Below are 18,693 nucleotides of genomic sequence, written 5' to 3' on the forward strand. Positions count from 1 at the left end.
TGTTGGTGCGCTTATTCTAATGACAACGCTGGAAGCCAATCCTCAGCGTTTCTGTGTCAGGGCGCGACGCTCGAACTCGACGATACGCTGACGGTAGTGTTCGATGGTCTGGGCGGTCAGCACGCTGCGCTGGTCGTCCTTGAGCTCGCCGTTGAGCTCCTGAGACAGCTTGCGCGCTGCGGCCACCATCACGTCGAACGCTTGTTTGGGGTGACGCGGGCCCGGCAGGCCGAGGAAAAAGCTTACCGCCGGCGTGCTGAACAGGTCGATATCGTCCAGATCAAAAGTACCCGGTTTGACCGCGTTGGCCATGGAGAACAGCACTTCGCCATTGCCGGCCATGCTTTCGTGGCGGTGGAAAATATCCATCTCGCCGAAGCGCAGGCCGCTTTCGAGGATGTTCTGCAGCAATGCCGGGCCCTTGAAGCCGCCCGCATCGCGGCAAATAACGCTGATCACCAGGACTTCTTCGGCAGCCGGCTGATCGTTGACCGATTGGCGCGGCGCGTTCCTGCTGGTGTTTTCATCCGGGAAATCGTCGTCGCGGCTGCTGAAACCGGGGCCTTCGTTTACGTCAAGATTCAAGTCGCCCTGTTGTGGCTCGGCCACCGGGTTGGCACGCTTGCCGCGTTTGGACGACGGCTCGCGGGCTTCACGCACCGGCGCACTCATCGACGGCAGGTCGTGCTCGTCCAACTGAGGCTCTTTATGGGTGTCCAGCACACGGGGCGGGCCCAGCAACTCGGCGCTGCCGTCATCGTCGGGCAAGTTGGACAGGTTGCGGTCCAGGCGGAACTTGAGCTTGCCCTTGCCACCGCGCATGCGGCGCCAGCCATCAAAAAGAATACCGGCAATGACAATAATGCCGATGACGATCAGCCACTCGCGCAGACCGATTTCCATGTAATCCCGTGCCTCTAATAAAAAATGCTGAAAAATAAGGGGTTTAGCACCGTGCAAACCGCTTTAAAACGTGGCGCCAACTCTATGTTCTGACTGACGTTTTGCCCACGCACACGAAAAATTGACATTAAACTAGCACGACCAAAGATAACTTTACACAGTTGGCGCGAAATGTGTCGAATTGCCAGCTTTCAGGCGTAGCAGGCAATCTCCTACAGCAGACGCCAACTGTGACCCACAGGCCCTGAGCGACAAGCTTCAAGCTGACTCACTTGCCGCTTGAAGCTTGCCGTCAGGCGTCCACCATCGCCATCGCCTCTTCCACGTCCACCGCCACCAGGCGCGAACAACCCGGCTCGTGCATCGTCACCCCCATCAATTGATCAGCCATTTCCATGGCGATCTTGTTGTGGGTGATATAGATGAACTGCACGGTCTGGGACATCTCCTTGACCAGCCGCGCATAGCGCCCCACGTTCGCATCATCCAGCGGTGCATCCACTTCATCGAGCATGCAGAACGGCGCCGGGTTCAGCTTGAAGATGGCAAACACCAACGCCAACGCAGTCAGGGCTTTTTCGCCGCCGGAGAGCAAATGGATGGTGCTGTTCTTCTTCCCTGGCGGACGCGCCATGATCGTCACCCCTGTATCGAGTAGATCTTCGCCCGTCAGTTCCAAGTAGGCGCTGCCGCCACCGAAAACTTTTGGGAATAAGGCCTGTAAACCGCCATTAATCTGATCAAAGGTATCTTTGAAACGGTTGCGGGTTTCCTTGTCGATCTTGCGGATCACGTTTTCCAGGGTATCCAGTGCCTCCACCAGGTCGGCGTCCTGGGCATCCAGATAACGCTTGCGCTCGGACTGCTGCTGATATTCATCGATAGCGGCGAGGTTGATCGCGCCCAGGCGTTGAATCCGCGCGGCAATGCGTTCGAGTTCTTCTTCGGCGTCTTTCTCGTTGGCCTGGGCGGTCAAGGTATTGAGCACGCCGTGCAGGTCGTAGCCGTCTTCCAGCAATTGGTCCTGCAGGGTTTTGCGACGCACGGTGAGGGCCTGCCATTCCATGCGCTGTTGTTCGAGCTGGCCGCGGATCAACTGGGAATGCTGCTCGGCCTGGGTCCGGCGTTTTTCTGCGTCGCGCAATTCGCGGTCGGCATCTTCCAGGGCGATCTGCGCGGTCTTGAGCTCTTCGTCGACGGTCATGCGCTTGTCGAGCAACTCTTCGAGCTTGAGACGCAACTCTTCCAGCGGCGCTTCGCCCTCCTCCAGGTTGAGGCTCAGTTGCTCGCGCTTTTCGGTCAGGCGTTCGGACTGCATCTCCAGGCGCTCAAGAGCCTGGGCCGTGGACGCGTGCTGGGCCTTGAGCGAGCCCAGGCGCACGGCCAACTGATGGGCGTGGTCCTTGTGCTGGCGCGCTTCCTGGCGCACACGGTCGAGGCGCTCGCGCAGGCTGTCACGCTGGGCCAGCAGCAGTTCGCGCTGTTCGGTGTCCTGGGCCATGCTGTCGAGCGCCTCCTGCAAGTGCAGGCGCGCTTCGCCGATCTGTTCGTGCTCCAGGGCGCGTTGTTCGCCCATCTCGGCGACCTCTTCGTCGAGCCGGGTGCGGCGCAGGGTCAGTTGCTCGACCTTGGCCTTGCTCGCCGACAGTTGCGCCTTGAGTTCGCCTTGCTGGCGCGCTTCATCCTGCAACAGGCGACGCAGGTGTTCGCGGCCGGTCTCTTGCTGGCGCTGGGTGGCGCGCAGGGTTTGCAGTTCGGTTTCGAGACGTTCGAGGGTGGCTTCGCGTTCTTCGCGCTCGGCGCTCAGGCTGACGATTTCCTGGCCACGGGCCAGAACGCCGCTTTCCGCTTCGCTGGCGCGGCGCACACGCAGGAAGTGGCGGCCAACCCAGTAACCGTCACGGCTGATCAGGCTTTCGCCTTCCGCCAGCTCACCGCGCTGGGCCAGGGCCTGCTCCAGGGAGTCGACCGGCTTGACCTGGCCCAACCACGGCGACAGATCAATCGCGGCCTCGACCTTATCCAGCAGGCTGCCCGGCACCCGTGCGCCATCGGCGGCGGGGCTGAGCAAACGCAGATCGCCCTGGGCAAACCCGGCGAGGTCGAAGCCGCCGAAATCGTCCACCAGCACGGCTTGCAGGTCGGCCCCCAACACGGTTTCCACGGCCAGCTCCCAACCGGCGTCGACTTTCAAACCTTCGGCCAGACGCGGGCGCTCGGCCAGGTGCTGGTCGCGCAGCCATTCGGCGGTGCCGGTGCCGGGGTCCAGCGCGGCTTGCTGCAGCGCCTCAAGGGATGCCAGACGCCCGTTAAGCCGCTGCAAATCGCCCTGAGCCTGCTGCTGCGCCTGGGTCGCCTGTTGCAATTGCTGGCGCAGTTGCTCCAGGCGCTCGACTTGCTGTTCTTCGCTGGCTTCCAGCTCCTCCAGCGTCATTTCGCTTTCGGCCAGTTGCTCGCTGAGGTCCATGATCGCCGCGTCTTCCGGGTCGGCGGCAAGCAGCACGCGCTCTTCCTGCAAGCGGCGCTGGCGCTCGGCCAGGCGTTCCATGCTGGTTTCCAGTTGCTGGATGCGCGACTGCTGCACCTCGGCCTGGCGTCGCGGTTCGGCCGATTGCAGGTTGAAAGCGTCCCACTGCTCCTGCCAGCCGTGCATGGTGGCTTCGGCTTCCTCCAGGGCAGCGGCGGCTTCTTCAGCGGCGGCGCTGGTGATCTCTTGCTCGGGGATGAGCATGTCCAGCTCTTCGCCGAGGGTCAGCAACAAGGTGCGGTCGTGGCCCAGGTGGGATTCGGTCTCCAGGCGCGCGCGCTCGGCTTCCTTGAGATCGTCCTGCAATTGGCGCAGGCGTTGCTGTCCGTGCTGAATGCTCTGCTCCACGCGAGCTATATCGCCGCCCACGGAATAGAAGCGGCCCTGCACCAGATTGAAGCGCTCGGACAGATCGTGGTGCCCGTCGCGCAGGCGTTCGATGCTGGCGTCGGCGTTGCGCTGCTCGGCCACCAGCGCTTCGAAGCTGATTTCCTGGGTGCCGATGATGGCTTCGCGCTGGCCCACCTGATCGTTCAAGGCCTGCCAGCGCAGGGCCGACAGTTGCGCCTTGAGCTGGCGCTCTTCGCCCTTGTACTCCTGATACTTTTCGGCGGCCTGGGCCTGGCGGTGCAGGCGCTCCAACTGGCGCTCGAGCTCTTCGCGCAGGTCGGTCAGGCGGGCGAGGTTTTCGTGGGTGCGGCGGATGCGGTTTTCGGTCTCGCGACGGCGCTCCTTGTACTTGGAGATGCCGGCCGCTTCTTCGATGAAGTTGCGCAGGTCCTCGGGCTTGGCTTCGATCAGCTTGGAGATCATGCCCTGTTCGATGATCGAGTAGCTGCGCGGGCCGAGGCCAGTGCCGAGGAAGATATCGGTAATGTCGCGACGTCGGCACTTGGTGCCGTTGAGGAAGTAGCTGTTCTGGCTGTCGCGCGTGACTTTGCGGCGGATGGAGATTTCCGCGTAGGCCGCGTATTCGCCGATCAGGGTGCCGTCGGAGTTGTCGAACACCAGCTCGATGCTGGCCTGGCTCACCGGCTTGCGGCTGGTGGAGCCGTTGAAGATGACGTCGGTCATCGACTCGCCGCGCAGGTTCTTGGCCGAGCTCTCGCCCATCACCCAGCGGACGGCGTCGATGATGTTCGACTTGCCGCAGCCATTGGGCCCGACCACCGCCGCCATGTTACTGGGGAAGTTCACCGTGGTCGGGTCGACGAAGGATTTGAACCCCGCCAGTTTGATGCACTTGAGCCGCACGTTCAGGCGTCCGTTAACGCAGCGATGACCAACGAGCAACTGCGCTGGCCGTAGGCCGACAGCACTTGGCGAATCTGCGGCAGGTCACGGGCCAGCACGGCGGCGAGCAGTTGCTCGAACAACGCCAGGTACTCGCTCATCTCGGCCTTGCGCTGGTCCAGCGCCAGGTAATAGGCGCGGTTCATCGCCGGTTGCAGGTTTTCGACGGTTTCCTGCAGGTACGGGTTGTTGGCGAAGGGGTACGCGGCGCGCATCACATTGAAGCTTTCTTCGACGAAGGCGCGGATATCCTGACGCTCGAAGTTGCTCACCAAACGCTGCTGGATCTGCACGAACGGCGCCATGTCGGCCTGGGTCTGCCAGCCCTGCGCCACTGCATTGCCGAGCAGGATGTACAACTCGCCCATCAACGTGCACAGGCTCTGCACCTTGTGTGCGGTCAGCTCGGTGACGTGAGCGCCACGGCGCGGCAGGATCGCGATCAGGTGCCGGCGTTCAAGGATCAGCAGGGCTTCGCGCACGGAGCCGCGGCTGACATTGAGCGCCAGCGTGACCTTCTGTTCCTGGATACGCTCCCCAGGCTTGAGATCGCCGCGAATGATACGTTCGGCGAGGTGGTGAGCGATCTGCTCGGCGAGACTGTCCGGCGCCTTGAACGTCATGGGTTTCCTTCAAAATCGTCTATCGATACAAGCGCGGCAGTGTAGCGCATTGGCCCGCTGATGGCGCTACGCCCACTGTCGCGAATTGGCATGAAATAAGCAGCTCTCCCCATCTACAAGCCGCCAAAAACGCCGTTTCCAGAAGACTGAACCATAATTGAATGGGTTGTGACCGCATTTTCTTGACCCTTAGGTCAGAAAACAATTGACCGAAAAGTCAGACATGACTAGATTCGGCCCACAGCGGTTAACAACAATAATGAGTCTGCGAGGCCTTCCGTGATCCAGTTTTTACTCAACCAGGAACTCCGTAGCGAGCACGCCCTGGACCCCAATCTGACCGTGCTCAATTATCTTCGCGAGCACCTGGGCAAACCCGGTACCAAGGAAGGCTGCGCCAGCGGCGACTGTGGTGCATGCACCGTGGTAGTCGGCGAGTTGCACACCGATGATCAAGGCGTCGAGCACATTCGCTATCGCAGCCTCAATTCGTGCCTGACCTTTGTGTCGTCTTTGCACGGCAAGCAACTGATCAGCGTCGAGGACCTCAAGCACCAGGGCCAACTGCACAGCGTGCAGCAGGCCATGGTGGAGTGCCACGGCTCGCAATGCGGTTTTTGCACCCCCGGTTTCGTGATGTCGTTGTTCGCACTGCAAAAGAACAGCGACGCCCCCGACAGCGCCAAGGCCCACGAAGCGCTGGCCGGCAATCTGTGTCGCTGCACCGGTTACCGGCCGATTCTCGCCGCCGCCGAACAGGCCTGCAGCAACAAGCCCAAGGACCAGTTCGACAGCCGCCAGGCCGACACCATCGCGCGCCTCAAAAGCATCGCACCAACCCAGACCGGCGAACTCAACAGCGGCGACAAACGTTGCCTGGTGCCCCTGACCGTGGCCGACCTGGCCGACCTTTACGACGCCTATCCGCAAGCCCGTCTACTGGCCGGCGGCACCGACCTTGCGTTGGAGGTCACTCAGTTCCACCGCACGCTGCCGGTGATGATCTACGTCGGCAACATTGAAGAAATGAAGCGCATCGAGTCGTTCGACGACCGCCTGGAAATCGGCGCCGCCACCCCGCTCTCCGACTGCTACGCCGTATTGCACCAGGCATACCCGGACTTCGGCGATCTGCTGCACCGCTTCGCCTCCCTGCAGATCCGCAACCAGGGCACCCTAGGCGGCAATATCGGCAACGCCTCGCCGATCGGCGATTCGCCGCCGCTGCTGATCGCACTCGGCGCGCAGATCGTGCTGTGCAAAGGCAACACCCGGCGCACCCTGGCGCTGGAAGACTACTTCATCGATTACCGCGTCACCGCGCGCCAGGACAGCGAATTCATCGAGAAGATCATCGTGCCCAAGGGCCATACGCTGTTCCGCGCCTACAAGGTGTCCAAACGCCTGGATGACGATATTTCCGCCGTCTGCGCCGCTTTCAATCTGACCCTCGACAACGGTGTGGTCCAGACCGTCCGCGTGGCCTTCGGTGGCATGGCCGCCACGCCCAAACGCGCTCGACACTGCGAGGCCGTACTGGTGGGCGCCACCTGGAACGCCGCCACGGTCGAGAAAGCCTGCGCCGCCCTGGCCGAGGACTTCACGCCGCTGTCGGACTTCCGCGCCAGCAAGGAATACCGCCTGCTCAGTGCGCAGAACCTGCTGCGCAAATACTTTATCGAGCTGCAAACACCGCACATCGAGACTCGGGTGACCGCTTATGTCTAACCATCACGCCGTGGAAAAAACCCAGGCCGAGCTGGCCGAACTGTTCGCCCAGGACTTGACCAGCGGAGTCGGGCGCAGCGTCAAGCATGACAGCGCCGCCAAGCACGTCTCGGGCGAGGCGCAGTACATCGACGACCGCCTGGAATTCCCCAATCAGTTGCATGTGTACGCTCGCCTGTCCGACCGCGCCCACGCGCGCATCCTCAGCCTCGACACCGCACCCTGCTACGCCTTTGACGGCGTACGTATTGTCATCACCCATGAAGACGTGCCGGGGCTTAAAGACATCGGCCCGCTGCTGCCCGGCGACCCGCTGCTGGCCATCGACACCGTGCAGTTCGTCGGCCAGGTGGTGCTGGCCGTGGCCGCCCGCGACCTGGAGACCGCGCGCAAAGCCGCCATGGCGGCGGTGATCGAATACCAGGACCTGGAACCGGTGCTGGATGTGGTCGAGGCCTATCGCAACAAGCACTTCGTGCTCGACAGCCACACGCACCAGCGCGGTGATTCGGCGGGTGCATTGGCCACGGCCAAAAATCGCATTCAGGGCACGCTGCATATCGGCGGCCAGGAACACTTCTACCTGGAAACCCAGATCTCCTCGGTGATGCCCACCGAAGACGGCGGCATGATCGTCTACTGCTCGACCCAGAACCCCACCGAAGTACAGAAGCTGGTGGCCGAAGTGCTGGACGTGTCGATGAACAAAATCGTCGTGGACATGCGCCGCATGGGCGGTGGCTTCGGCGGCAAGGAAACCCAGGCCGCCAGCCCGGCATGCCTGTGCGCGGTGATCGCGCACCTGACCGGCCAGCCGACCAAGATGCGCCTGCCGCGGGTCGAAGACATGCTGATGACCGGCAAACGTCACCCCTTCTATATCGAATACGACGTGGGCTTCGACGACAGCGGTCGTCTGCATGGCATCCAATTGGAACTGGCGGGCAACTGCGGCTGCTCGCCGGACCTGTCGAACTCGATTGTCGACCGCGCCATGTTCCACGCCGACAATGCCTATTACCTGGGCGACGCCACGGTCAACGGCCATCGCTGCAAGACCAACACTGCGTCCAATACCGCTTACCGGGGTTTCGGCGGCCCGCAAGGCATGGTTGCGATTGAGGAGGTGATGGACGCCATCGCCCGTCATCTGGCGCTGGACCCGCTGGCGGTGCGCAAGGCCAACTACTACGGCAAGACCGAGCGCAACGTCACCCACTACTACCAGACCGTCGAGCACAACCTGCTTGAGGAGATGACCGCCGAACTGGAAGCCAGCAGCCAATACGCCGAGCGCCGCGAAGCGGTTCGCCGCTACAACGCCCACAGCCCGATCCTGAAAAAAGGCCTGGCGCTGACCCCGGTCAAATTCGGCATTTCGTTTACCGCCAGTTTCCTCAATCAGGCCGGCGCGCTGATCCATGTCTACACCGACGGCAGCATCCACCTGAACCACGGCGGCACCGAGATGGGCCAGGGCTTGAACACCAAGGTCGCCCAAGTGGTAGCCGAAGTGTTCCAGGTCGGCATCGATCGCGTGCAGATCACCGCCACCAACACCGACAAGGTACCCAACACGTCGCCGACCGCCGCTTCCAGCGGTGCCGACCTGAATGGCAAGGCCGCGCAGAATGCCGCCGAAACCATCAAGCAGCGCCTGGTGGAATTCGCCGCGCGCAAGTACGACGTCAGTGAAGCGGATGTGCAGTTTCACAACGGTCATGTGCGCGTGCGCGAGCAGATCCTGACCTTCGAGACGCTGATCCAACAGGCGTACTTCGCCCAGGTCTCGCTGTCGAGCACCGGGTTCTACAAGACCCCGAAAATCTTTTACGACCGCAGCCAGTCGCGCGGCCGACCGTTCTATTACTACGCGTTTGGCGCGGCCTGCTGCGAAGTGCTCGTCGATACCCTGACCGGCGAATACAAGATGCTGCGCACGGACATCCTTCACGATGTGGGCGCTTCGCTGAACCCGGCCATCGACATCGGCCAGGTGGAAGGCGGTTTCATCCAGGGCATGGGCTGGCTGACCATGGAGGAACTGGTGTGGAACGACAAAGGCAAACTGATGACCAACGGCCCGGCCAGCTACAAGATCCCGGCGGTCGCCGACATGCCGCTGGACCTGCGGGTCACGTTGGTGGAAAACCGCAAGAACCCGGAAGACACGGTGTTCCACTCCAAGGCCGTGGGTGAACCGCCGTTCATGCTCGGCATTGCCTCGTGGTGTGCGATCAAGGATGCGGTCGCAAGCCTTGCAGGTTATCGCCATCAGCCGAAGATCGACGCGCCGGCAACACCGGAGCGGGTGTTGTGGGGGTGTGAACAGATGCGCCAGTTGCAGGCGGCGACAGCCATTGAGACTGAAACCGAGATGGCTTCGCTCTAGATCGAGGTGCTGCCATCGGGGGCAAGCCCCTTCCACATAGTGATCTGCGAATGCTTTCAAATGTGGGAGGGGGCTTGCCCCCGATAGCGGCCTGACAGACACCACAAGAGGTGACTATGAACAACTGGATCAGCGCCCTCGCCGACCTGCAGAACCAGGGCGAACCCTGCGTCCTGGTGACCATCATCGAAGAACTCGGCTCCACGCCCCGCAATGCCGGTTCCAAGATGGTCATCAGCGCCGCCCAGACCTTCGACACCATCGGCGGCGGGCACCTGGAATACAAAGCGATGCAGATCGCCCGCGAGATGCTTGCCCGTGGCCAGCAGAACACCCACCTGGAGCGCTTCAGCCTGGGCGCGAGCCTGGGCCAATGCTGCGGTGGCGTCACCGTGCTGCTGTTCGAACCCATGGGCCAGGTGCAGGCGCAGATTGCGGTGTTCGGCGCCGGCCATGTGGGCCGCGCGCTGGTGCCGTTGCTGGCGGGCCTGCCGTGCCGAGTGCGCTGGATCGATTCGCGCGAGCAGGAGTTTCCGCAACAGATCCCCGAGGGCGTGCGTAAAATCGTCAGCGAAGAACCGGTCGACGAAATCGCCGACTTGCCGGTGGGCAGTTACTGCATCGTCATGACCCACAATCACGCCCTCGACCTGGAACTCAGCGCGGCCTTGCTCAAACGCAACGATTTCGCCTACTTCGGCCTGATCGGCTCGCAGACCAAACGCGTCAAGTTCGAACACCGCCTGCGCGATCGCGGCTTCGACACCGCCCAACTGCAACGCATGCGCTGCCCCATGGGCCTCGCCGAGGTGAAGGGCAAATTACCGGTGGAGATCGCCATCTCCATCGCCGGCGAAATCATCGCCACCTATAACGCCAATTTCGGCCAGCACAACGCAAGCGCCGAACCCATTGCCAAACTGCTGCCGGTGTCACGCCGCAGCCAAGCTACCCATTGAGACCACCATGCCTTTGACTCGCAAAGCCTACCGCGCCGCCATCCTGCACAGCATCGCCGACCCCGCCGAGGTGGGGATCGAAGCCTCCTATGAGTATTTCGAAGACGGCCTGCTGGTGATCGACAACGGCCGCATCAGCGCCGTCGGGCACGCCGGCGACTTGCTGCCGACGCTGCCGGCCGATATCGACGTGACCCATTACCAGGACGCGTTGATCACCCCCGGCCTGATCGACACCCATATCCATTTGCCGCAGACCGGCATGGTTGGCGCTTATGGCGAACAGTTGCTGGATTGGCTCAACACGTACACCTTCCCCTGCGAAAGCCAATTCGCCGATAAGGCCCACGCCGAGCAAGTAGCGGATATTTTCATCAAGGAACTGCTGCGCAACGGCACCACCACCGCATTGGTGTTCGGCAGCGTGCACCCACAATCGGTGAACGCGTTTTTCGAAGCAGCCGAGAAGCTCGACCTGCGCATGATCGCCGGCAAGGTGATGATGGACCGCAACGCCCCGGATTATCTGACCGACACGCCCGAGTCCAGCTATCAGGACAGCAAAACCCTGATTGAGCGCTGGCACGGCAAAGGCCGCCTGCATTACGCGGTCACGCCACGCTTCGCCCCTACCAGCACGCCGGAGCAATTGACACTGGCCGGGCAGCTGCTGGGGGAATATCCGGATCTGTATATGCAGACCCACATCAGCGAGAACCTGCAGGAAGTGCAGTGGGTGAAAGAACTATTCCCGGAGCGCAGCGGCTACCTGGACGTGTACGACTATTACCAGCTGCTGGGCGAGCGCTCGGTGTTTGCCCACGGCGTGCACCTGTGCGACGACGAATGCGCACGGCTGGCGCAAACCGGCTCGGCAGTCGCCTTTTGCCCGACCTCGAACCTGTTCCTGGGCAGCGGCCTGTTCAACTTGCCGATGGCCGAGAAGCACAAACTGAACGTTGGCCTGGGCACCGATGTGGGAGGCGGCACCAGTTTCTCGCTGCTGCAAACCCTTAACGAAGCCTACAAGGTCATGCAGTTGCAGGGCGCGCGGTTGAGCCCGTTCAAATCGCTGTACCTGGCCACCCTGGGCGGTGCACGGGCGCTGCGCCTGGAAGACAAAATCGGCACGTTGCAGCCGGGCACGGACGCGGACTTCCTGGTGCTGGACTACAACGCCACACCACTGCTCAGCTACCGCCTGAAGCAGTCCAACAGCATCGACGAGACGTTATTTGTACTGATGACCCTGGGGGATGACCGGGCGGTGCTGCAGACCTATGCCGCCGGCCAACTGGTGCACCAGCGCTGATCTCGGCCACAGCACAAAACCAATGTGGGAGGGGGCTTGCCCCCTCCCACATTTTGTCCCTGGCACATCAGGAAAATTACAGCTTTATCGAGGAACGCCCAGGCTTTTTGGTCTGCAACAGATGCGAGAACACCGCATGCAGATCATCCGACGCGCTCTCTTCGTCGAGGTTGAGCTTGCTGTCGATGTGATCCATGTGATGCATCATCAGGTTCACCGCCAATACCGCGTCGCGGGCTTCGATCGCATCGATCAACTGCGTGTGTTCATCGTAGGAACAGTGGGAACGGTTACCGCTTTCGTACTGGGCGATAATCAGCGAGGTCTGGGACACCAGGCTGCGCTGGAAGCTGATCAGCGGTGCGTTCTTCGCCGCTTCGGCCAGCTTGAGGTGGAATTCGCCGGAGAGGCGGATACCGGCACCGCGATCGCCACGGGAAAAGCTGTCGCGCTCGTCGTTGACCATCTGGCGCAACTCGGCCAGTTGCTCGGCGGTAGCATGCTGCACCGCCAATTCGGTAATCGCTCGCTCCACCAGCCGCCGGGCCAGGAACACTTGGCGCGCTTCTTCCACGCTCGGGCTGGCCACCACCGCGCCGCGATTGGGTCGCAGCAACACCACGCCTTCATGGGCCAGTCGCGACAGGGCGCGACGAATGATGGTGCGGCTTACGCCAAAGATTTCGCCCAGTGCCTCTTCGCTCAATTTAGTGCCGGGTGCCAGGCGTTGTTCAAGGATGGCCTCGAAAATATGCGCGTAGACGATATCGTCCTGGGTTCCGCTGCGACCGGCCTTGCCGGCACGCGGTTGTTTCTTGAGAGGTTGCAACTGTTCGTTCATGGGCACTCGGGTTTGGAGAACGGCGGCGAATTATCGGTAATACGGCAACAGCGGGTCGCTGGCAAGTATCCGCTAAAAACAGGGCACATTGTACACAACCCAATGAGCCAACACACTGTACGGCTGTTTGCGCCGCCGGCTGTATTGCAATGGGTATCAGCGTTTGAGTTTAGGCTTGAATCCGCACCTCCACCGGCCAAACCCAGGTAAAAGGAACACCTTTCCATGACCGAAGCCACCCAAGCGCGCCTGCGCCCGCTGGCGGACACATCCCCATCGGCCGTTGTCGCCGGCTTTATCGCGATGATGACCGGCTATACCAGTTCCCTGGTACTGATGTTCCAGGCCGGGCAGGCCGCCGGCTTGACCACGGCGCAGATCTCTTCATGGATCTGGGCGATCTCCATCGGCATGGCGGTGTGCAGCATCGGCCTGTCCCTGCGTTACCGCACGCCGATCACCATCGCCTGGTCCACTCCCGGCGCGGCGCTGTTGATCACCAGTCTGGGCGGCGTGAGCTACGGTGAAGCCATTGGCGCTTACATCACCTGTGCGGTGCTGGTGACGCTGTGCGGCTTGACCGGCAGCTTTGAAAAACTGGTCAAGCGTATTCCAGCGTCACTGGCGGCGGCGTTGCTGGCCGGCATTCTGTTCAAGATCGGCAGCGAGATTTTCGTCGCCGCCCAGCATCGCACCGGCCTGGTGCTGGGGATGTTCTTCACCTACCTGATCATCAAACGCCTGTCGCCGCGCTATGCCGTGCTCGCCGCGCTGATCATCGGCACCCTGCTGTCGGGGGCGATGGGGCTGCTGGACTTCAGCGGGTTTGAGTTGGAAGTCGCCACGCCGGTGTGGACCACGCCGCACTTCTCGCTGGCGGCCACCATCAGCATCGGCATTCCGCTGTTTGTGGTGGCGATGACCTCGCAGAACATGCCGGGCGTGGCGGTGTTACGCGCCGATGGCTACAACGTGCCGGCCTCGCCGCTGATCACCGCCACCGGCCTGGCCTCGTTGGTGCTGTCGCCGTTCGGCTCCCACGGCATCAACCTGGCGGCGATCAGCGCGGCCATCTGCACCGGGCCTCACGCTCACGAAGACCGTAACAAACGTTACACGGCGGCGGTCTGGTGCGGCGTGTTCTACGGCATCGCCGGTGTGTTCGGCGCGACATTGGCGGCGTTGTTCGCAGCGTTGCCCAAGGAACTGGTGCTGTCGATTGCGGCGTTGGCGTTGTTCGGCTCGATCATCAACGGCTTGAGCATTGCGATGAATGAACCCAGAGAGAGGGAAGCGGCACTGATCACCTTCATGGTCACCGCCTCGGGCTTGACGCTGTTTTCCATCGGCTCGGCGTTCTGGGGGATTGTGGCGGGGGTGTTGACGCTGCTGATTCTGAATGGGCGGAGGTAGGGGTTAGCTGCAAGCTTCAAGCTTCAAGCTTCAAGCTTCAAGCTTCAAGCTTCAAGCTTCAAGCCACATGAGCTTGCGGCTTGAAGCTTGTAACTTACCGCTTCAATTCTTGGAATTGATCGGCTTTTCCGGATACCACACGTCCAGCAGCGGGCTGACTTCAGCCTTGGTCAGCTCGGAACGGGTTTTCAGCCAGGCTTCAACGGCAGCGCGCTGCTCTTCGGAAACCGAGCCACGCTTCTGCAGGCAAACCAGACCGTAGTCATCGCCGCCGACGTAGCCCAGACCGTTGGCTTCCATGGCTTCTTTGATGAATGCTTCGAGGAAAGCGTCGATAGCTTCTTCACTCAGGCCTTCTTTGAAGTCCAGGTTCAGTTCGAAACCCAGCTCTTGAAATTCATCAACGCACAGTTTTTTGCGCAGACGCTGGGAACGGTTAGTCGCCATTGGAACAGTCCTCTTAAGTAATAACGGCCGGCACTTTAGCAGTTTAAGGCGACGATTGCCCGACTCTCTGGGACAGGCGGCATTCTGCTGGAAAAAAAACGCCGATTTCCAGCTATCGTTCAGCTACAAATACGCCCGCCTTGGGGCATAATGCCGACACTTTCATGACCATTGAGGGATTTTTCTTATTGTCCCCTCGCCTTTTTCACCCTCCCTCAGCAGTAGGGTTTTACTCTTTATGATCAAATCTTTGCGTCCCCTGTTACTGGCCGGTTTTCTTTTGCCACTGGCCTTTTCCGTCACCGCCGCCCCGATCAATACCACCCTGCCGCCCAACGTCGCGCAGGCCCTGCAAAAAGCCAAACTGCAAAATACTGCGTTATCCCTGGTTATGCTGCCGCTCAACGGTCCGGGCACGCCGACCGTGTTCAACGCCGACGTGTCGGTGAACCCGGCCTCCACCATGAAGCTGGTCACCACCTACGCGGCCCTGGAAATGCTCGGCCCCAACCATCAGTGGAAAACCGAGTTCTACACCGACGGCACCCTCAGCGGTGGCGTATTGCATGGCAACCTGTACCTCAAGGGCGGGGGTGATCCCAAGCTGAACATGGAAAAACTCTGGTTGCTGATGCGCGACCTGCGCGCCAACGGTGTGCAGCAGGTTACCGGCGACCTGGTGCTGGACCGCGGCTTCTTTATTCCGCCGCAACTGCCGGAGTTCAACGACGATGGCAACGACGAAAACAAGCCATTCCTGGTCAAACCCGATGCCTTGCTGGTCAACCTCAAGGCCTTGCGTTTCGTGACACGCAATGATGGCGGCCGGGTGCTGGTTTCGGTGGAGCCGCCGATTGCGAGCATTCGTATCGACAATCAGGTCAAGGTTTCCAACGCCAAGCAATGCACCGGGGATGTGCGCTACAACCCGGTGACCGCCGCCGATGGCAGCGTGACCGTGACCGTCAGTGGCCAACTGGCCGACGGCTGCAGTTCACAGACGTACCTGTCGCTGCTCGACCACGCCACCTATACCGCCGGCGCAGTGCGGGCAATCTGGAAGGAGCTGGGCGGCAGCATCCAGGGCCGCGATATCCAGGCGCCGGTGCCCAAGGATGCCAAGGTGCTGGCCCGCGCGTTCTCGCCGGACCTGGCGGAAATCATCCGCGACATCAACAAATACAGTAACAACACCATGGCCCAGCAGTTGTTCCTGAGCCTGGGCGCGCAGTTCCGCAATGATGCCGACGGCGACGATGCCAAGGCCGCGCAGCGCGTGGTGCGCCAGTGGCTGGCGAAAAAAGGCATCACCGCGCCGCACCTGGTGATGGAGAACGGCTCCGGCCTGTCGCGCGCCGAACGGGTCAGCGCCCGTGAAATGGCAGCCATGCTGCAGGCAGCCTGGAAGAGCCCGTATGCGGCGGAATACATCAGCTCGATGCCTATCGCCGGCACCGATGGCACCATGCGCAAGCGCTTGAAGACGACCGCCATGCGCGGCGAGGCGCACGTCAAGACGGGCACGTTGAACACCGTGCGCGCCATCGCCGGGTTCAGCCGTGACAACAACGGCAACACCTGGGTGGTGGTGGCGATCCTCAACGATCCCAAGCCATGGGGCGCTTCGTCGGTACTCGACCAGGTCCTGCTGGACCTGTACCGCCAGCCAAAACTGACGGCGGCGGCGCCGGTGCTCTAAAACAGCGTTGGCCTGAGGGGGGCTTGTTGCGGTGAACCATTAAGACAGGTGTAGACACCTCTGCCACATGCCTTCAAGCCCGCGCCCTCTCGGCCTCAACCCGGTCCCTGCCCGCCTGCTTGGCCACATACACCGCCGAGTCGGCGCGCAGCAGCAACCCATCGACGCCTTCATCGCCCCGCCAGCTGGCCACACCAAAGCTGGCGGTGACAACGCCCACCGGATCCATCGGCGCGGTGCGCAACGACTGCCACAAATCCGTTGCCAGGCTGTAGGCCTGTTCGGCATCGGTGGTAGGGCACAGCACCATGAACTCCTCCCCGCCCAGACGGCAGAACACGTCGGTGCGGCGTAGACGCTGGCTGATGCGCGCGCATAACTCCTGCAGCACTGCGTCACCCACCGCATGGCCGTGCTTATCGTTGATGCGTTTGAAGTGATCGATATCCAGCATGATCACCGACAGTGCCCCGTGGGTTCGATTGAGCCTGGCGATTTCGGCGCGCAAGCGATCCTGGAAGTAGCGCCGGTTGTGAATACCGGTCAGCGAGTCGGTGATGGACAAGGCCCGCAACTCCTCCTCCACTCGTTTGAGATCGGAAATATCCGACACATACCCGTGCCACAGCGTACCGCCGCCAGGTAACTCTTCCGGGGTGGCCTCGCCGCGAATCCAGCGCAGGCCGCGTTGCGGCAGCAACACCCGGTACTCCTCGCGCCAATGGCTCAACTGCAGGGCCGACAAGCGCACCGAGGCGCGCACCCGCTCCACGTCCAGCGGATGGATGCGCTCGAATACGCGCTTGGCATCCTGCTGCAACAACCCGGTTTCGATTTCGTAGATATCGCGCATCCCGTCGCTGGCATAGATGAAGCGCCAATTGTCCTGAGGCTCCAGGGTGAACTGGAAGATGCCGCCGGGCACATGGGCACTGAGTTTTTTCAGCAGGCGATCCCGTGCAGCCAGCGCTTCGTAGGCGCGCTTCTGTTCGGTAACGTCCAGGTAGATCGCCAGGTGCCCCACCCACAAGCCATGGTCATCGAGCAGCACAGTGCCGAGCATATTCACGTTCAACGGGCTGCCGTCCTCGCGGATCAGAGTCCACTCGCGGGCTTCGTGCAGGCTGTCAGGGCTTTCGACCAGCATGGCCTGGCTCGCGGGGATGCGCTTGCCCAAGGCCACGCCCAACTTGGCGGAACGCATTTCCAGCTCCGTCGCCAGGTGCAGGCTCTCCAGGGTCAGCTTGCCCACCACCTGATCGGCGGTAAAGCCGAGCATCTTTTCAGCGCCGGCGTTGAAGGTATTGATGACACCGCGCAGGTCGGTGGCAATGATCGCGACCTGGGTGGCCGCGTTCAGCACACTGCGCAATTGGCCGTGTGCGCCGCGCAGCTCCTGCTCGCGCAGACGCAACTGCACAGTGCGCTGCTCCACCAGCTTCAAGGCACGCTGGCGTTGGCTCACGAGCACGTAGAGCAAGGCGCTGAGCAACAGGCTGAGCAAGCCGCCCATGATCAGGATGGCGCTCAACGAGGAATGGTTGGCCAGTTCGAACACTTTGCTCGGGCGCAGGGTCAGGGCATAGACATGATCGCCCAGGGTCAGACGACGAGCCCCGACGAGAGGGCTGTCGGCCACGACATTGTTCGATTCATACAGGACGCGTTGTTGCACATCGGATGTATCCACAATCTGCATGACGAGGTTGTCGCGTGGCGACTTGGGCAAGCCGTCGGCCACCAACTGGCGCATGCTGATCACCGCCATCACATAGCCGTAGGGTGGGTCGTTGCCCGCCTGGTTGCTTACCGGCGCTACCAGCAAAACCCCGGCGGCATACGCCGGCTCCACCCCCACCAGTTGCATGGGCTGCGACACCGCCAGCCTGCCACTTTTTTGCGCGCGCTCAAGGGTCGCGCGCCGCAGCGGCTGGGCGAGCAGATCAAAACCCAGCGGTGAACCCAACAGGCTCTGGGTCTGGCTGTAGAGCACCGGCACGTATTCATCGCGTTGCGGCGCCGGGGCCAACTCGCCCGCCGTGTTCAATTCACGGATAACAAAGTCCACACCGCGATCGCGGGATACCTGGCGTTCGAACTCGCTGCGCTGCTCGCGAAACACCCGCGGCGCCCAGGCGTAGGCGCGGGCGCGCAGCAGCAAGGGCTGGGTGAACCCGTCGAATTCTTCGCGGGACACTTGCTGTGAATTGATAAAGAAACGCCGCAGGCTGTTAAGGCGCTGCTCCTGATCCTCGAAACGCTCCTGCAGGCGGGTATAGCGTTCGTTGACCAGCAATTGAAAGCGTTGGCGCACCTGCTGCTGATACAGGTCGTGAGTGGCCCAGGCGACGATACCCGTCAAGGTGCAACCGGCCAACAGCACCACCAATGCCACCAGCCAAGCCGACGCCTGCTCACTGATAAAGCCTAGGATTTTCGGGCGAACGGCTTGCAACGGCATAGGCAACACTCACAACGCCAGCGTGCGGGGGGTGTCACTTTGGCTAGGCCTTAAGTTATAGCTATCGGCCCATGGTTTGACCAGCGCAAAAAAGC

General features: G+C 61.7%; 12 protein-coding genes. 6 read left to right on the top strand and 6 right to left on the bottom strand.

The window, feature by feature from the left end:
* Positions 1-42: 42 nt before the first annotated feature.
* The 3 genes from zipA to PSH94_RS18545 form a co-directional block, all read right to left on the bottom strand.
* Positions 43-903, bottom strand: a complete 861-nt coding sequence (zipA, locus tag PSH94_RS18535) for a cell division protein ZipA (protein WP_253508888.1) — start codon at positions 901-903, stop codon at positions 43-45.
* 292 nt (positions 904-1,195) lie between these two features.
* Complete coding sequence (gene smc / locus PSH94_RS18540; RefSeq protein ID WP_305435540.1) at positions 1,196-4,684, bottom strand: chromosome segregation protein SMC; 3,489 nt, start codon at positions 4,682-4,684, stop codon at positions 1,196-1,198.
* A 2-nt stretch (positions 4,685-4,686) separates the two neighbouring features.
* Positions 4,687-5,346 (bottom strand): GntR family transcriptional regulator, encoded by a 660-nt coding sequence (locus PSH94_RS18545; protein WP_181076111.1) that lies wholly within the window; start codon positions 5,344-5,346, stop codon positions 4,687-4,689.
* Between the two features lie 279 nt (positions 5,347-5,625).
* On the opposite strand from PSH94_RS18545, the gene xdhA reads away from it, so the two are divergent.
* The 4 genes from xdhA to guaD all read left to right on the top strand — a co-directional run bounded on the left by xdhA (position 5,626) and on the right by guaD (position 11,737).
* Entirely contained in the window at positions 5,626-7,074 is a 1,449-nt protein-coding gene (gene xdhA / locus PSH94_RS18550) for a xanthine dehydrogenase small subunit (RefSeq protein ID WP_305435541.1), read from the top strand.
* Complete coding sequence (gene xdhB / locus PSH94_RS18555) at positions 7,067-9,466, top strand: xanthine dehydrogenase molybdopterin binding subunit (protein WP_253508896.1); 2,400 nt, start codon at positions 7,067-7,069, stop codon at positions 9,464-9,466. Before xdhA ends, xdhB begins: the two co-directional genes overlap by 8 nt.
* A 116-nt stretch (positions 9,467-9,582) precedes the next feature.
* Positions 9,583-10,425: a xanthine dehydrogenase accessory protein XdhC gene (xdhC, locus tag PSH94_RS18560; RefSeq protein ID WP_181076117.1), complete on the top strand. Its 843-nt coding sequence runs from the start codon at positions 9,583-9,585 to the stop codon at positions 10,423-10,425.
* A 7-nt stretch (positions 10,426-10,432) separates the two neighbouring features.
* Positions 10,433-11,737 (top strand): guanine deaminase, encoded by a 1,305-nt coding sequence (guaD, locus tag PSH94_RS18565; RefSeq protein ID WP_305435542.1) that lies wholly within the window; start codon positions 10,433-10,435, stop codon positions 11,735-11,737.
* 76 nt (positions 11,738-11,813) lie between these two features.
* On the opposite strand, the gene PSH94_RS18570 is transcribed toward guaD, so the two are convergent.
* Entirely contained in the window at positions 11,814-12,578 is a 765-nt protein-coding gene (locus tag PSH94_RS18570) for a GntR family transcriptional regulator (protein WP_016979279.1), read from the bottom strand.
* A gap of 225 nt (positions 12,579-12,803) precedes the next feature.
* On the opposite strand from PSH94_RS18570, the gene PSH94_RS18575 reads away from it, so the two are divergent.
* On the top strand, positions 12,804-13,991 hold the full coding sequence (locus tag PSH94_RS18575) for a benzoate/H(+) symporter BenE family transporter (RefSeq protein WP_253508900.1): 1,188 nt from the start codon (positions 12,804-12,806) through the stop codon (positions 13,989-13,991).
* Positions 13,992-14,093: 102 nt separating this feature from the next.
* On the opposite strand, the gene PSH94_RS18580 is transcribed toward PSH94_RS18575, so the two are convergent.
* A complete protein-coding gene (locus PSH94_RS18580; protein ID WP_090400317.1) occupies positions 14,094-14,438 on the bottom strand; it encodes a YggL family protein in 345 nt (114 codons plus the stop codon).
* A gap of 238 nt (positions 14,439-14,676) precedes the next feature.
* Here PSH94_RS18580 and dacB point away from each other — a divergent pair, with 238 nt between their 5' ends.
* Positions 14,677-16,137 carry a D-alanyl-D-alanine carboxypeptidase/D-alanyl-D-alanine-endopeptidase gene (dacB, locus tag PSH94_RS18585; protein WP_253508902.1) on the top strand — a complete coding sequence of 487 codons (1,461 nt, stop codon included), beginning with the start codon at positions 14,677-14,679 and terminating at the stop codon, positions 16,135-16,137.
* A 73-nt stretch (positions 16,138-16,210) separates the two neighbouring features.
* On the opposite strand, the gene PSH94_RS18590 is transcribed toward dacB, so the two are convergent.
* Positions 16,211-18,598, bottom strand: a complete 2,388-nt coding sequence (locus PSH94_RS18590) for a diguanylate cyclase (protein WP_305435543.1) — start codon at positions 18,596-18,598, stop codon at positions 16,211-16,213.
* Between the last annotated feature and the right edge of the window lie 95 nt (positions 18,599-18,693).

It is taken from the genome of Pseudomonas sp. FP2254, from assembly GCF_030687695.1.
Classification (GTDB): Bacteria; Pseudomonadota; Gammaproteobacteria; order Pseudomonadales; family Pseudomonadaceae; genus Aquipseudomonas; species Aquipseudomonas quebecensis.

Bases quoted from the DNA above. Each gene is read 5' to 3' on its own strand.
- dacB (WP_253508902.1), top strand. From the start codon at position 14,677: ATGATCAAATCTTTGCGTCCCCTGTTACTGGCCGGTTTTCTTTTGCCA.
- PSH94_RS18590 (WP_305435543.1), bottom strand. From the start codon at position 18,598: ATGCCGTTGCAAGCCGTTCGCCCGAAAATCCTAGGCTTTATCAGTGAG.
- PSH94_RS18580 (WP_090400317.1), bottom strand. From the start codon at position 14,438: ATGGCGACTAACCGTTCCCAGCGTCTGCGCAAAAAACTGTGCGTTGAT.
- PSH94_RS18545 (WP_181076111.1), bottom strand. From the start codon at position 5,346: ATGACGTTCAAGGCGCCGGACAGTCTCGCCGAGCAGATCGCTCACCAC.
- guaD (WP_305435542.1), top strand. From the start codon at position 10,433: ATGCCTTTGACTCGCAAAGCCTACCGCGCCGCCATCCTGCACAGCATC.
- PSH94_RS18575 (WP_253508900.1), top strand. From the start codon at position 12,804: ATGACCGAAGCCACCCAAGCGCGCCTGCGCCCGCTGGCGGACACATCC.
- zipA (WP_253508888.1), bottom strand. From the start codon at position 903: ATGGAAATCGGTCTGCGCGAGTGGCTGATCGTCATCGGCATTATTGTC.
- xdhC (WP_181076117.1), top strand. From the start codon at position 9,583: ATGAACAACTGGATCAGCGCCCTCGCCGACCTGCAGAACCAGGGCGAA.
- PSH94_RS18570 (WP_016979279.1), bottom strand. From the start codon at position 12,578: ATGAACGAACAGTTGCAACCTCTCAAGAAACAACCGCGTGCCGGCAAG.
- xdhB (WP_253508896.1), top strand. From the start codon at position 7,067: ATGTCTAACCATCACGCCGTGGAAAAAACCCAGGCCGAGCTGGCCGAA.